Below are 14215 nucleotides of genomic sequence, written 5' to 3'. Positions count from 1 at the left end.
ATGGACGACATTCGTCACATCGATGCGCATCGCTCCGACGACGTCGTCGCAGGAACCGGGATCGCGGCGGGCGACCGCGATGGCGCCCGGTCCGTCGAGGAGGGCGCGCCGGGCCGCGAGCTGGCCCGCGACGCCGCCCTGGACGCCGCGCGGGCCACCCTGCTCGACCTCGGGTGGCGCCGCACGACCCTCACCGAGGTCGCTCGCCGGGCCGGCATCTCCCGCATGTCGATCTACCGCGCCTGGCCCGACCGCGAGACCCTGCTCGGCGACCTGCTCACCCGCGAGGCCGCCGGACTGCTGGGCGTGCTGCGCGACGAGGACACCGGCCGCGCCGCCGCGACCCCCGCTCGGATCGCCGCCGACCTGCGCGCGCTGCTCGGCGCCCTGCGCGCCAACGAGCTCTTCTCGCGCGTGCTCCAGCTCGACCCGGAGATCGTGCTGCCCTACCTCTTCCAACGACGCGGCCGCACGCAGGACCTGATCGCCGAGCTGCTCGGCACCGAGATCGCCGACGGGCAGCGCGCCGGCGTCGTCCGCCGCGGGGAACCGATCGCCCTGGCCCGAGCGGTGCTGCTCACCGCGCACGGTTTCGCGCTCTCGGCCTCCACGATGATCGACGCCGACGTCGACCAGGCCTGCCTCGACGACGCCCTCGAGCGCGCCGTGGTCGGGCTGCTCGCACCCACCGACACAGCGGGCCGGAGCGGGCGATGAGGGCCCGGCGCATCACGCCGGGGCTGGCCGATGCGCCGAGCGACGTCGACCTCGTCGTGATCGGGCTTGGCGTCACGGGCGCGGGCGTGGCCCTGGACGCCGCCGCCCGCGGGCTGCGCGTGCTCGCCGTCGACGCCGTCGACCTCGCCTTCGGCACCAGCCGGTGGTCGTCGAAACTCGTGCACGGCGGTCTGCGCTACCTCGCCTCCGGGCAGGTCGCGGTGGCCCGCGAGAGCGCGATCGAGCGCGGCGTCCTCATGGAGGTGACGGCGCCGCACCTCACCGAGCCGATGGCCACGCTCGTGCCGCTCGGCGCCGCGGTCGGCAGGCCCACCGCGCTGCTCACCGCCGCCGGACTGCGGGCCGGCGACGTGCTGCGGCGCAGCGCCGGCACCGGGTCCGACACGCTGCCCGGACCGCGACGCCTCGACGCCGCCGGCGCGCTGCGGCTCGCGCCGGGCCTGCGACGCGACGGCCTGCGCGGCGGCCTGCTCGGTTGGGACGGCCGCCTCGAGGACGACGCCCGCCTCGTCGTCACGATCGCCCGCACCGCCGCGCAGCACGGTGCCCACGTGCGCACCCGGGCCCGGGTCGTGGCAGCCTCGGGGCGGCGCGTCGTCCTGCGCGACGAGCTGAGCGGCGCGCACCACGAGGTGCACACCCAGGCGGTCGTCAACGCCGCCGGCGTGTGGGCCGGCGAGATCACCCCCGAGGTGCGACTGCGCCCCTCCCGCGGCACCCACCTCGTGCTGGGCCGCGACACCCTGCCCGGGCTGCGCGCCGGCGTCTTCGTGCCCATCCCCGGCAGCCGCAACCGCTTCGTGCTCGTGCTGCCGCAGCCCGACGGTCGGGTCTACGTCGGCCTCACCGACGAGCCGGTCACCGGCCCGGTGCCCGACGTCCCCGAGCCCACCGAGGCGGAGGTCCGCTTCCTGCTGGAGGTGGCGGCCAGCGCATTCGAGCGCCCCCTGCGGCGCACCGACGTGGTGGGCGCCTTCGCCGGTCTGCGGCCGCTGCTCGACACCGGCACGGGTGCCACCGCCGACCTGTCGCGCCGCCACGCCGTCCTCACCGGCGGCGGCATCGTGAGCGTCGTCGGCGGCAAGCTCACCACCTATCGCCGCATGGCCGAGGAAGCCGTCGACGCCGCACTCGCCGAGGCCGGACCCACCCTCGCCCGCGCGGCCGATCCCTGCCGCACCGCTCGGCTGCCCCTCGCGGGCGCGGCACCGCGGCCGGTGCTCGCGGCGCTGACCGCGCGCCTGCACCAGCGGCTCGGGCCGGGCGGGGTGCGGCTCGTGCGCCGCTTCGGCGCGGACGCCGAGGCCGTGCTCGACGTCGCCCGCGCCACCACCGGCCTGGACGACGAGCAGCTCGCCGCCGCGCTGCCGACGTCCGCGGCGAGCGGCGTGGAGGCCCCGACGGTGGCCGAGATCGTCGTCGGCCTCACCCACGAGGGCGCGGCCGACGCCGACGACCTGCTCGATCGGCGCACCCGCCTGGGGCTCGTCACGGCCGACCGCGCGGCGGCGCGGGGCGTCGTCCAGGAGTGGGTGGACCGGTCCGCGCAGTGGCGAGGTGCCGGGGCCCGCGGCGTCGGCGAGGTGTTGGACTCGCCGACGCGACCACCCTCCCTGTAAAATCACTTAGGAGGGGAGTACCTCGCCAAGTTCGTTCGGTCAGTACGGCGGTCCCATGACCGCCCCGGGCGACGCCGGAGCCTGAGACGCACCGGTGAGGGAGACTTCATGACACGGTCCTGAAGGACGAGCCATGCCTCCTGCCCTGAATCTCCCCTACGCCGCCGCCGAATCCGGCGGAACCGGCCTGATCGACACCATCGGCACTCCCACGCTGTGGGCGGTCTCCATCGTCGGCGTCCTCGCCCTCCTGGCGGTCGACTTCGTCGTGACCCGCAAGCCTCACGAGGTCTCGATGCGCGAGGCCATCGGCTGGTCGGCGTTCTACATCGCCCTGCCCGTGACCTTCGGCTTCTTCCTGCTCGCCCAGTACGGCAGCGAGCGCGGCGTCGAGTACTACACGGGCTACCTGGTCGAGAAGTCGCTGAGCGTCGACAACCTCTTCGTCTTCATGCTGCTGCTCACCGCCTTCGCGGTGCCCAGCGCGCTCCAGCAGCGCGTGCTGCTCTACGGCATCATCGGCGCGCTCGTGCTGCGCTCGATCTTCATCGCCCTCGGTGCTGCCGCCCTGGCCAACTTCACCTGGGTCTTCCTCGTCTTCGGCCTGGTGCTGCTGCTCACGGGCGCCAAGCTGATGAAGGACACCATCAAGGGCGACGAGCACACCGTGGACGTCGAGAACATCCGCGTCGTGAAGCTGGCCCGCCGCTTCATGCCCGTCACCAACGACTACGACGGCACCAAGATGGTCACCCGCATCGACGGCGTGAAGCACCTGACCCCGTTCGCGCTGGTGATCATGGCGGTCTTCATGACCGACATCGTCTTCGCGATCGACTCCGTGCCCGCGGTCTACGGCATCACCAACGACCCCTACCTGGTGTTCATCACCAACGCCTTCGCCCTCCTGGGCCTGCGCGCGCTCTACTTCGTGCTGCAGGGCGCGGTCGCCCGCCTGGTGCACCTCGGCTTCGGCCTCGCCGCGATCCTCGGCTTCATCGGCGTCAAGCTGGTGCTGCACTGGGCGCACACGGTCTGGACCGGCGTCCCCGAGATCCCGACCCTGCTCTCGCTCGGCGTGATCGTCGGCATCCTCGCCCTCGTCACCGCCACCAGCCTCTACGCCACCCGCGACGGTGCCGGCTCGCACGGCGCCGACGCCGAGGCCAAGGACGACGAGGCGGCTCCGCTCCGCTGATCGTGCGGCCGGCCGGTGGCAGTTTCACCGGCCGGCCGGTGAAACCGGCACATGGACGACGGAACTCCGTCGTCCATGTGCCGGTTTTCTCGTCCCAGTGCCGCCTGATCCAGAAGGGATCAGGACATCGGGATGGCGACGTACGTGGTGTCGAGGTACTCCTCGATGCCCTCGAACCCGCCCTCGCGACCGAATCCGCTCTGCTTCACGCCACCGAACGGCGCGGCCGGGTTGGAGACGAGGCCGGTGTTGATCCCGAGCATGCCGGTCTCGAGCCGCTCGGCCAGGCGGATGGTGCGCTCGAGGTCGCGCGTGTAGGCGTAGGCCGCCAGGCCGTACTCGGTGGCGTTGGCGAGGCGGACGGCGTCGTCCTCGGTGGCGAAGGTGGTGATGGGGGCGACCGGGCCGAAGATCTCGGTGGTCACCGCGTCCGCCTCGGCAGGGACGTCGACCAGCACCGTGGGCGCGTAGAAGAACCCGGGGCCCTCGACCGCCTGGCCTCCGGTGAGCACGCGGGCACCACGCTCGACGGCGTCCTCGACCACGGCGGCGACCGAGGAGACGGCCTTCTCGTCGATGAGGGGGCCGACGTCGACGCCGTCGTCCTGGCCGCGGCCGACGGTCAGCGCGCCCATCCGCTCGGCCAACCGTCGACCGAACTCCTCGGCCACCGACTCCTCGACGAGGAAGCGGTTGGCCGAGGTGCAGGCCTCACCCATGTTGCGCATCTTGGCCACCATCGCGCCGTCGACGGCAGCGCCGAGATCGGCGTCGGCGAAGACGAGGAAGGGGGCGTTGCCGCCGAGCTCCATCGACATCCGCTGCAGCTGGTCGGCCGACTGCTTGACGAGCATCTTGCCGACGCCCGTGGAGCCGGTGAAGCTGACCTTGCGCAGGCGGTCGTCGGCCTGCAGCGTGCTGCTCAGCGCGCCGGCGTCGTGGGTGGTGACGATGTTGAGGACGCCGTCGGGCAGCCCCGCCTCGGCGAGGATCGTGGCCAGCAGCAGCATCGTGTAGGGCGTCTGCGTGGCCGGCTTGATCACCATCGTGCAACCGGCGGCGATCGCCGGGCCGATCTTGCGGGTGCCCATCGCCAGGGGGAAGTTCCAGGGCGTGATGAACAGGCAGGGGCCCACGGGCTTGCGCACGGTGAGCAGGCGGCTGCCACCGGCGGGGTTGTGCATCCACCGACCGTGCACGCGGACGGCCTCCTCGGAGAACCAGCGCAGGAACTCCGCGCCGTAGGTGACCTCGCCCTTGGCCTCGGCCACGGGCTTGCCCATCTCGAGGCTCATCACCAGGGCGAGGTCGTCGGCGCGCTCGGTGACGAGCTCGAAGGCGCGGCGCAGGATCTCGCCGCGCTCCCGGGGCGCGGTGGCGGCCCACTCCGCCTGCGCGGCGTGGGCGGCGTCGAGGGCGCGGACGGCGTCATCGGTGGTGCCGTCGGCGATCGTGCCGAGCACCTCGCCGTCGGCAGGGTCGAGGACGTCGATGCGCCCGCCGCCGGCGGCGGGCACCCAGGACCCGCCGATCAGGAGCTGGCGGTTGTGCTCGGGCAGGAGCCGGTCGAGGGATTCCTGAGGGGTCGGTCGGGTGCTCATGGCCCCACTCTGGCACTGCGGGGGTGAGGACGCAGGGGCGCGGCGACGAGGACCGCGACCCCGCCCGCGCACGGGCGAGCCCCCCGTCCCATCCGAGGTCGCCCGTTCGCGGCGTGTCGATCGGGATCTTGGTCCCGGGCTCGTCGGACGATCGGCTGGAAACAGGGGGTTTCAGGCTCGTTTCTGCCCCGAACCCTGTGCGCCCCACCAGGGGTTGCTAACGTCGTGTGCGTCGCCCTTCGGAGGGAGCACCGGATCGGCGACAGGCCCCGCGTTGACCCCATGCGATGCGGGGCCGCTCCCTTTTTCGGCCGCGATCCCGATCGCCCGCTGTCGCGGACGCCAGCGCTCAGCGCGCCTCGCGCAGGAAGCGCTCGAGCAGCGGGCCGGCCGTCTGCGACCCGGTCTCGCCGGTCTGCACGAACACCGCCACCGCGATGTCGTCGTGGGCGCCGACCATCCAGGCGTGGGTGCGCACCTCGCCCCCGGTGGAGGTGTCGGCGTACTCGGCCGTGCCCGTCTTGGCGATCACCGGGCCGCCCGGGACGCCGAGCAGCCGGCGTCCGCTGCCCTCGGTGACGACGCGTCGCAACATCGTGCGCAGAGCCTTCACCTCCGCGGCCGAGAGCTTGCGCGCCTGCTTCGGCACCGGGGAGGTCGAGCCCTCCACCAGGTAGGGGACGACGGTGCGCCCGGCCTGCACGCTCGCGATCACGGTGGCCATGACCATCGGGGAGGCCTGCACCTTGCCCTGACCGATGAGGTCGGCGGCGGCCTCGGTGCGGCTCTCGGGCGCCGGCACCTGGCCGAAGTAGGCGGGGAAGCCGAGGTCGTGGTCGACACCGAGGCCGAGGCTGGCCGCGGCGGCGGCGAGGTCGCCGTCGCCGACCCGGGAGCGCGAGCCGATGAAGGCGGTGTTGCACGACTGCGCCACCGCCTCGCCGAGCTCGATCCGCCCCAGCGAGGACGACGGGTAGTCGGAGTAGTTGGTGAAGCGCTTGCCGTCGACGCTGACGCTCGGCGTGCAGGGCACTGGAGAGGTGGGCGTGAGACCCGCGCGCAGGAGCGCGAGGGAGGAGACGATCTTGAAGGTGGAGCCGGGCGCGAAGCGGGCGAAGGTCGCGTCGTTGCGCGCCCCGGTGCCGGGCCCGTTGACGGCCGCGAGCACGGCGCCGTCGCTCGGGCGGATCGCCACCAGCGCGCTGGCGGGCCCGACGCCCGCGAGAATGCGCTCGCCGAGGCTCTGCAGACGGGCGTCGAGGGTGAGCGCGAGGGGCTTGCCGGGCCTGGCGGCGATCTGGAACAGCACCCGGCGCCCTCCCTCGTCCGCCGCGCTGCTCGGCTCCTCGGACGCACCGGCGGACGGGGCCGCCGACGCAGCGGCAGCCGCTGCGGGGACGGCGTAGACCGTGCGAGCGGGGACGCCCCGCAGCTGCGCGTCGTAGCGGGCCTGCAGGCCGCTGATGCCGGCGATGTCGCCCGGCCGGTAGGCGGCTGGGTCCTTGGCGACCATCTCGGCCGTCACGGCCCCGACCCGACCGAGCAGCGGCGCGGCGAACTCGCGGGTGGGCGCGAGGGCGAGCTCGTCGTCGACCGTGCGGGCGCCGTCGATGCGCTCGAGCCCGGCGCGCACGGCCGCCGGGACGTCGTCGCGGCGGTAGGTGAGGGCCTCGACGAACGCCTTCGGCCCCGCCTTGGTGACGGTGGCGACGTAGGGGGCAACGTCGATGCCCACCAGCCGCGCGAGCGCGCGCGCCGCGCCCTCGGCGGCATCGGCCTCGAGCCGCGAGCGGTCGATCCCGACCCGGACGACGGGGCGCTCGGTGACCAGCACCTCGCCGCCAGCGCCGGTGATCTCGGCGCGCGGCGTGGCGGCCGAGGTGAGGTCGAGGACGTCGCCGTCGGCGAGCTCGGGCTGCACGAGGGCCGACGACCAGCGCACGGCCCACGCGTCGTCCACGCGCACGAGGCGGGCCGAGGAGGTGTAGGTCCAGGCCTCGCCGCCGTCGACGACCGGCCACGACCAGCGCAGCTTCGCGGTGGCGGCGTCACCATCGACGGCGACGTCACCGGCCTCGACGGCGGGACGCAGCCGGCCGAGACCGTCGACGATCGCGGCGTAGCGCTGCTGGGCCTGCTCGCCGGAGACACCCGAGAACGGGAGCGTGGCGAGGGACGGACCGGCCGCCGCCGAGGTCGACGCGGAGGCCGACGCGGAGGCCTCGGCCGAAGCCGAGGAGCCGGCTGACGGCGACGACGACGCCCCCGCCGGTGCATCGGGATCGAGGCGCAGCGCGGCCGCCAGGCGCTGCGCGAGCGCCCGCGCACCATCAGCATCGTCGCCCGAGCAGGCCGCGAGCGACCCGCCCGCGAGCACGAGCAGGAGGAGGCCGACTACCGAGGATCGCCGCATGGCCACGGTTCTACCAGCAGCCCCCGACGCGTACCGGAAGGCGGGCTGGGGCCGCGCAGGGCTCCGACCGGCGCGGCTCAAACGAGCAGGCCGGCGACGAGCGGGGCGTAGCCGCTGCTGTGGCCGAGCCGGTTCGGGTGGTAGCTCTCGGAGATCGGGTTGGAGAGGCCGTTGAGCCACTCGGTGCTGTCGCACACCGCGTGCCCGACGAAGCGGGAGGTCGGGTTGGCCCAGCGGAAGCCACGCGCGGACGCCGCTGCCGACAGCTTGGCGTTGAGCAGGTCGGCGGTGGCGTTGAGGCGGGTCTCCTCGGCCGAGGAGAAGAAGGTGCCGGCGTTGCAGTCCTCACCGTTGAACACCCGGGGATAGCCGACGACGACCACGCGGGCGTTGGGCGCCTTGCTGCGGATCGAGGCGTACAGGCTGCTGAGCCGGCCGGGCAGGGTGGAGTTGATGAAGGACTGCGCGGTGTCGATCGCGCCGTCGCAGTTCGACGCCCAGCCCGGCTTGGCGCACTCGGTGAGCACCCCCGAGAAACCCGCGTCGTTGCCGCCCACCGAGATCGTCACGAAGGCCGTGCTGCTCGACAGGGCGCTCAGCTGGCTGCTGGTGACCGTGGAGGTGGTGGCACCCGAGCAGGCCCTGAGGGTGAGCGCGTAGCCCTTCTGGTTGGCCACGAGACGGGGATAGGCGTAGTTCGAGCGCTGGCAGCTGGTGCCGTCGTCGATGTAGGAGCGGGTGCCGACGCCGGAGGAGTAGGAGTCGCCGAGGGCGACGTAGACGGGGGCGGCGGCATGGGCGGGCGCGGCGACGAGCAGCGCGGCGAGCGCCGTGCCGATCGAGGCGAGCGCCGCGAGCGGTGAGCGGAGGGCAGAGCGGGAGGACCGAGACATGGCGCACCTTCGGACGGGCGGATGTGAGCCAGGTCACTCCACCACGAACACCCTGTCGGTGTCACCCATCAGCAGGCGAACACTCGCCGACCGCCGGTCGGCCTGCCCACGACCTCAGTCGCGCGGAGGCCGCTTGCCCTTCGGCGGGCCGAAGTCGCGGGCGAGCTCGATGAGCTTGCCGCTGATCCGGGTCTGCTGCAGCTTCTCCCAGGCGCCGTCGGGCAGCTTCGCCGGCAGCTCGACGATGGAGTAGTCGGGCCGGATGGTGATCTTGCCGAAGTCGCGGCGGTCGAGCCCGCCCTCGTTGGCCAGGGCGCCGACGATCTGGCGGGGCTCGACACGGTGCCGCTTGCCGACCTGGATCTTGTAGGCCACCAGCGGCGGGCCGTTGCGCGGCGGGCGCTCGCGGTCGTCGCGGCGGCCGGGGCGCTCACCCCGCTCGCCACGGTCGGGGCGGTCGCGCTCGAAGCGAGGACGACGCTCCGGCTCGGGCTCCGGCTCGAGCAGCAGGGGCTTGTCGCCCTGCATCACGATCGCCAGCGCGGCGGCGACGTCGACCTCGGGCACGTCGTGCTCGCGGATGTAGTGGCGCACCACGTCGCGGAAGAAGTCGATGCTCGGCGAGCCGAGGGCCTCGGTGATCTGGTCGTCGAAGCGGGTCAGACGGGTCTCGTTGACCGCCTCCACGCTCGGCAGCTGCATCTGCTCGAGGGTGGAGCGGGTGGCCCGCTCGATGTGCTTGAGCAGGTAGCGCTCACGCGGGGTGATGAACGAGATCGCGTCGCCGCTGCGCCCCGCGCGGCCGGTGCGACCGATGCGGTGCACGTAGGCCTCGGTGTCGGTGGGGATGTCGTAGTTGACGACGTGGCTGATGCGGGGCACGTCGATGCCGCGGGCCGCCACGTCGGTGGCCACGAGGATGTCGAGCTTGCCGTCCTTGAGCTGGTTGACGGTGCGCTCGCGCTGGGCCTGCACGATGTCGCCGTTGATGGCCGCCGCGCTGTAGCCGCGTGCCCGCAGCTTCTCGGCGAGGGTCTCGGTCTCGTTCTTGGTGCGGACGAAGACGATCATCGCCTCGAAGTTCTCGACCTCGAGGATGCGGGTGAGCGCGTCGACCTTCTGCGGGTAGCTCACCACGAGGTAGCGCTGCTTGATGTTCTCGGCCGTGCGGGTCTTGCGCTCGATCGCGATCTCGACCGGGTCGTTGAGGTAGGTCTGCGAGAGCTTGCGGATCTGCGTGGGCATCGTGGCCGAGAACAGCGCCACCTGCTTGTCGGTGGGGGTGTCGGCGAGGATCGTCTCGACGTCCTCGGCGAAGCCCATGTTGAGCATCTCGTCGGCCTCGTCGAGCACCAGGAAGCGCAGCTCGGTGAGGTCGAGGGTGCCCTTGTCGAGGTGGTCCATGATGCGCCCGGGCGTGCCGACGATCACGTGGACGCCGCGGCGCAGCGCCGAGAGCTGCACGCCGTAGCCCTGGCCGCCGTAGACCGGCAGCACCTTCACTCCGCGCAGGTCGGCGGCGTACTTCTCGAACGCCTCGCACACCTGGAGCGCCAGCTCGCGGGTGGGCGCGAGCACCAGCGCCTGCGGCGTCTTCTGCGACAGGTCCAGGCGGTCGAGGATCGGCAGCGCGAAGGCGGCGGTCTTGCCCGTGCCGGTCTGGGCCAGGCCGAGGACGTCGCGGCCCTCGAGCAGGTGCGGGATGGTCTGGGCCTGGATGGCCGAGGGGGACTCGTAGCCCACCGACGCCAGCGCACTCAGGATCTGCTCACCGAGACCGAGGTCGATGAAGGAGGCGGTCTCGTGCTCAGTATCACCAGCGGGGTCACTCACGACGACAGCCTAGGCCCCGCGCGCGGCTGCGCGCTGATCGTCGCCGCGGTGCGCTGAGTCACCCGCGCCGCTCCCGCCCCCTGCCACGCCACTCCCACACCCCGGCAGCAGCGGCATCGAAGTCGTCAGGTCATCCGGGCGCGCGCCGACTTAGGGTGGAGCGACACCCCCCGATCTCGAGGAGACGCCATGCCCCTGCCCACCCGCCCGGCTCCGGGCGCGGGCGCGACGCCGGGCCGCACGGTCGCGGCGCTGCTCGTCGTCCTCGCCGCCCTCGCGACGCTGCTGGCCGCTCTCGGCCCGGTGCCGCAGGCTCAGGCCGCCGGGCTGCGCAGCCCCGGCCCGAACTGGGCGGTGGCGCAGAAGAGCGTGGGCGGGCGGATCGCGCTGACCATCCGCTGGAACAAGGTCGCCGGCGCGCGGTCCTACGACATCACGTTCGCACCCTCCGCCTCCGGCGGGCCGATCTACGGCGGCCAGATCGCGAAGTCGCCGCGCAAGCGCACCGTCGGCATCCGCGCCACGTCGGCCTCCACCCAGACCGGTGTCGTCTCCGGCCTGGTGCCGGGCGCCACCTACTGCTTCCAGGTGCGCGCCCGCGCCGGGTCGGCGCGCGGCGGCTACGGCAACGTGCGGTGCAAGCTCGTCGTCCGCGCCGATCGCGCGGTCCCGGCGCCGGGCGCCGCGCCGCTGGCGATGGCCGCGTTCAACGTGTGCAGTGCCGCCTGCAGCCGCATGGCCCCGTGGACGACGCGCCGCAAGGAGGTCGTGCGCCGCATCCAGCAGATGAACGTGGGCCCCCGGGGCCGCGCGGTCGACGTCCTCGCGATCGAGGAGGGACGCCAGGCGGCCGAGGACGGCGGCTTCCTCGACTCCGCCCTGGCGGGCACCTTCGTCAACGGCTGTCGGGCGCGTTCGTTCCTGCAGTCGATCTACGTGCGCACCGCCACCTACGAGGTCGTGTCCGGCACGGCCGACGCGATCAGCTTCGCACCCTCCGACCCCTCCCACGGCGCCTGCTGGGTGCGCGTGCGCGAGCGCTCGACCCAGAAGGAGGTCGTGGTCGTGGCGCTGCACCTGCAGAACGGCATCGCCTCGAGCGACAACACGGTCCGCGCCCGCCAGACCTCCGCGGTGCTCGCCGCGGTGCGGGCCGCCCAGCCGAACCAGCCGATCGTGCTCGGCGGCGACTACAACTCCAACCGCAGCCGCTCGGTCGACGCACCCGCCCGGGTGATGGCCTCGCGCGGCTTCCACGACGCCTACGACCAGGCCCTGGCCTATCGCTCGTTCCCGCTCTACAACTCCGCCTCCGACGATCGCGGCACGATCCGCAAGGGCCTGACCTGGGGCGACCACGTCGACCGCATCTTCGTCTCCCCCGGCCTCGCGGTGCGCAGCTGGGAGGTCGACTACCGCCTCGGTCGCCCCGGGTACTACGCCCAGCCGATGGCCTCCGACCACAACCCGGTGCTCGTGGAGGTCGCGATCCCCGTCCCCTGAGGCCTCCTCACCAGCGCCGCGCCAGCGGTCGGCTCACTCGACGGTGACGGACTTGGCGAGGTTGCGCGGCTTGTCGATGTCGAGCCCGAGGTGTTCGGCGGCGTGGAAGGCGAGCAGCTGCAGCGGGATCGTCAGCAGGATGGGGTCGAGCTCGCGCTCGCTGCGCGGCACGTCGAGGCGCGTCACCTCGGGTCGCGCGTCCCCCGCTGATCCCCCTGATCCCGCTGATCTCGCTGGTCCCGTGGACGACGACGGGTCGAGGTCGCCCAGGTCGACCCCCTCGTGGGTGACGACGACCAGCGGTCCGCCGCGGGCCGCGATCTGCTGCAGGGCGGTGATGTTGCGCTCGAGCAGCTCGTCGTCAGGCACGATCGCCACGGTCGGCACCTCGGGGGAGACCAGCGCGAGCGGCCCGTGCTTGAGCTCGGAGGTCTGGTAGGCCTCGGCGTGGCGGTAGCTGATCTCCTTGAACTTCTGCGCCCCCTCCCGGGCCACCGGGAACCCCCGCACGCGGCCGATGAAGAAGAGGCTCTCCGCCTGCGCGAGCCGCTTCGCGACGGGCACCCACTGCTCCTCGCGGGCCAGCACCTGCTCGATGCGGTCCGGGAGGTCCGCGAGCGCGGCGATGAGGCGCTGCCCGTCGGCGATCGAGAGGTCGCGCACGCGCCCCAGCTGCAGGGCGAGCAGCGCGAAGGCGAGGAACATGTTGGTGAGCGCCTTGGTCGAGGCGACCGCGACCTCCGGCCCCGCGTGGAGGTACACCCCGCCGTCCACCTGCCGGGCGATGGCCGAGCCCACCACGTTGACCAGGCCGATCACCCGCCCGCCCTTGCGCTGGATCTCCTGCACGGCGAGCAGCGTGTCGACGGTCTCGCCCGACTGGCTCACGGCGACGTAGAGGGTGTCGGGCTCGATGATCGGGTTGCGGTAGCGGAACTCGCTGGCCGCCTCCGCGTGGGCGGGCACGCGGGCGAGCTCCTCGATCAGCGTGGCCCCCATCTGGCCCACGTAGTAGGCCGAACCGCAGCCGAGGATCACCACGCGGCGGAAGGCCCGCAGCTCGCGGGCGTCGAGGTTGAGGCCGCCGAGGTGCCCGGTGCCGAAGCGGGTGTCGAGGCGTCCGCGCAGGACGGCCTCGGCGCGGGCGGGCTGCTCGAGCATCTCCTTGCGCATGAACGAGACGTGCTCGCCGGCCTCGAACGCCGCCGGGTCGACGTCCACCTGCTCGGCGGGGCGATCGGTGGCGGACAGCTCCGGGCCCCCCAGGCGGTAGGTGGTGAATCCGCCGGCGGTGACCACGGCGAGCTCACCGTCGTCGAGGTGGGCGACGGTGGTGGTGTAGCGCACCAGCGCGGCCAGGTCGGAGGCGACGTGCATCTCGCGCTCCCCCACGCCCACCAGCAGCGGGCTGCCGTTGCGCGCCACGACGATGCGGTCGGGGAAGTCGGCCTGCAGCACGGCGAGACCGTAGGTGCCCTCGATGCGCGCCAGCGCCTCGGCCACGCGGGCCTCGGGCGTGGCCGCGCGGGAGGCGGCGACGAGGTGGGCGATCACCTCGGTGTCGGTGTCGGAGGCCAGCTCGACCCCGGCGTCGGCCAGCTCGGCGCGCAGGGCCGCGGCGTTGTCGATGATCCCGTTGTGGACGACGGCCACCCGCGCCGCCGCGTCGCTGACCGCGTCGAGGTGGGGGTGGGCGTTGGCGTCGGTGGCCGGGCCGTGGGTGGCCCAGCGGGTGTGGCCGATGCCTGCCTTGCCGGCGAAGCGGCGGGGCAGCCCGTCGCCGAGGTCGCGCACGCGGCCGGCGCGCTTGGCGCTGCGCAGCCCGGAGCCGCCCAGCACCGCCACCCCGGCGGAGTCGTAGCCGCGGTGCTCGAGCCGCGTGAGGCCCTCGAGCAGCAGCGGTGCCGCCTGCTGGGTTCCGATGTAGCCGACGATGCCGCACATGGGCGTTCTCCTTCGGGACGGGTGCTCGGCGCGACGGGCGCCGAGGCGGGGATGGGCTGACGGGGGCGTTGGAGGGGCGTTGCCGGGGGCGAGTGCCCGGGGTCAGCCGTAGACGATGCGGCGCAGCTGGCGCTCGCTGAGCTCGGGCGCGGCGACGACGAGTCCCGTGAGCTCTTGGCGCAGCCGCGGGAAGATCTCGGCGTTGTGGGCGCCGTAGGTCTTCATCTCGCGGTGCCGGCGACGGACCCACTCCTCCACCGGCTCGGCATGGAAGGCCAGCACGTCCTCGACCAGCCGATGGGCCTCGGAGGTCGTCAGCCCGGTGCTCTGTTGCACGAACGCCAGGAGGCGCGGATCGATCACCACGGGCCCCACCGTCCCCGATTCACCGATCGTGTGCCAGTTCCTGCCCGGAATCGGGCAGGAATCGGGTCCATTCACAGCGCGATCGGCGTCCCGCGGCTTTCCCGAGC

General features: G+C 73.3%; 10 protein-coding genes. 4 read left to right on the top strand and 6 right to left on the bottom strand.

Features of this window, described 5'->3' with window-relative positions; genetic code table 11:
- The 3 genes from ACERUN_RS03835 (at position 1) to ACERUN_RS03825 (ending at position 3555) form a co-directional block, all read left to right on the top strand.
- Positions 1-717, top strand: coding sequence for a TetR/AcrR family transcriptional regulator (locus tag ACERUN_RS03835; RefSeq protein ID WP_370288403.1), 717 nt, complete (start codon positions 1-3; stop codon positions 715-717).
- Positions 714-2357 (top strand): glycerol-3-phosphate dehydrogenase/oxidase, encoded by a 1644-nt coding sequence (locus ACERUN_RS03830; protein WP_370288401.1) that lies wholly within the window; start codon positions 714-716, stop codon positions 2355-2357. Before ACERUN_RS03835 ends, ACERUN_RS03830 begins: the two co-directional genes overlap by 4 nt.
- 133 nt (positions 2358-2490) lie before the next feature.
- Positions 2491-3555 (top strand): TerC/Alx family metal homeostasis membrane protein, encoded by a 1065-nt coding sequence (locus ACERUN_RS03825; protein ID WP_370288400.1) that lies wholly within the window; start codon positions 2491-2493, stop codon positions 3553-3555.
- A 119-nt stretch (positions 3556-3674) separates the two neighbouring features.
- Here ACERUN_RS03825 and ACERUN_RS03820 read toward each other — a convergent pair whose 3' ends face one another.
- From ACERUN_RS03820 to ACERUN_RS03805, 4 genes are all read right to left on the bottom strand, one after another.
- On the bottom strand, positions 3675-5156 hold the full coding sequence (locus ACERUN_RS03820; protein WP_370288399.1) for an NAD-dependent succinate-semialdehyde dehydrogenase: 1482 nt from the start codon (positions 5154-5156) through the stop codon (positions 3675-3677).
- Between the two features lie 349 nt (positions 5157-5505).
- Positions 5506-7569 (bottom strand): penicillin-binding transpeptidase domain-containing protein, encoded by a 2064-nt coding sequence (locus ACERUN_RS03815; RefSeq protein WP_370288398.1) that lies wholly within the window; start codon positions 7567-7569, stop codon positions 5506-5508.
- A gap of 77 nt (positions 7570-7646) precedes the next feature.
- Positions 7647-8462 carry an SGNH/GDSL hydrolase family protein gene (locus ACERUN_RS03810; protein WP_370288397.1) on the bottom strand — a complete coding sequence of 272 codons (816 nt, stop codon included), beginning with the start codon at positions 8460-8462 and terminating at the stop codon, positions 7647-7649.
- A gap of 114 nt (positions 8463-8576) precedes the next feature.
- Positions 8577-10295 carry a DEAD/DEAH box helicase gene (locus ACERUN_RS03805; RefSeq protein ID WP_370288396.1) on the bottom strand — a complete coding sequence of 573 codons (1719 nt, stop codon included), beginning with the start codon at positions 10293-10295 and terminating at the stop codon, positions 8577-8579.
- A 189-nt stretch (positions 10296-10484) separates the two neighbouring features.
- On the opposite strand from ACERUN_RS03805, the gene ACERUN_RS03800 reads away from it, so the two are divergent.
- Entirely contained in the window at positions 10485-11798 is a 1314-nt protein-coding gene (locus ACERUN_RS03800) for an endonuclease/exonuclease/phosphatase family protein (protein WP_370288395.1), read from the top strand.
- Positions 11799-11831: 33 nt separating this feature from the next.
- Here ACERUN_RS03800 and glmS read toward each other — a convergent pair whose 3' ends face one another.
- Both glmS and ACERUN_RS03790 read right to left on the bottom strand, forming a co-directional pair.
- Complete coding sequence (glmS, locus tag ACERUN_RS03795) at positions 11832-13742, bottom strand: glutamine--fructose-6-phosphate transaminase (isomerizing) (protein ID WP_370288394.1); 1911 nt, start codon at positions 13740-13742, stop codon at positions 11832-11834.
- Between the two features lie 102 nt (positions 13743-13844).
- Positions 13845-14108, bottom strand: a complete 264-nt coding sequence (locus ACERUN_RS03790) for a hypothetical protein (RefSeq protein WP_370288393.1) — start codon at positions 14106-14108, stop codon at positions 13845-13847.
- Positions 14109-14215: the final 107 nt, after the last annotated feature.

It is taken from the genome of Nocardioides sp., assembly GCF_964229035.1.
Classification (GTDB): domain Bacteria; phylum Actinomycetota; class Actinomycetes; order Propionibacteriales; family Nocardioidaceae; genus Nocardioides.
Note: the sequence above shows the minus strand (reverse complement) of the source record. Positions and strands in the feature narration are given on the sequence as shown.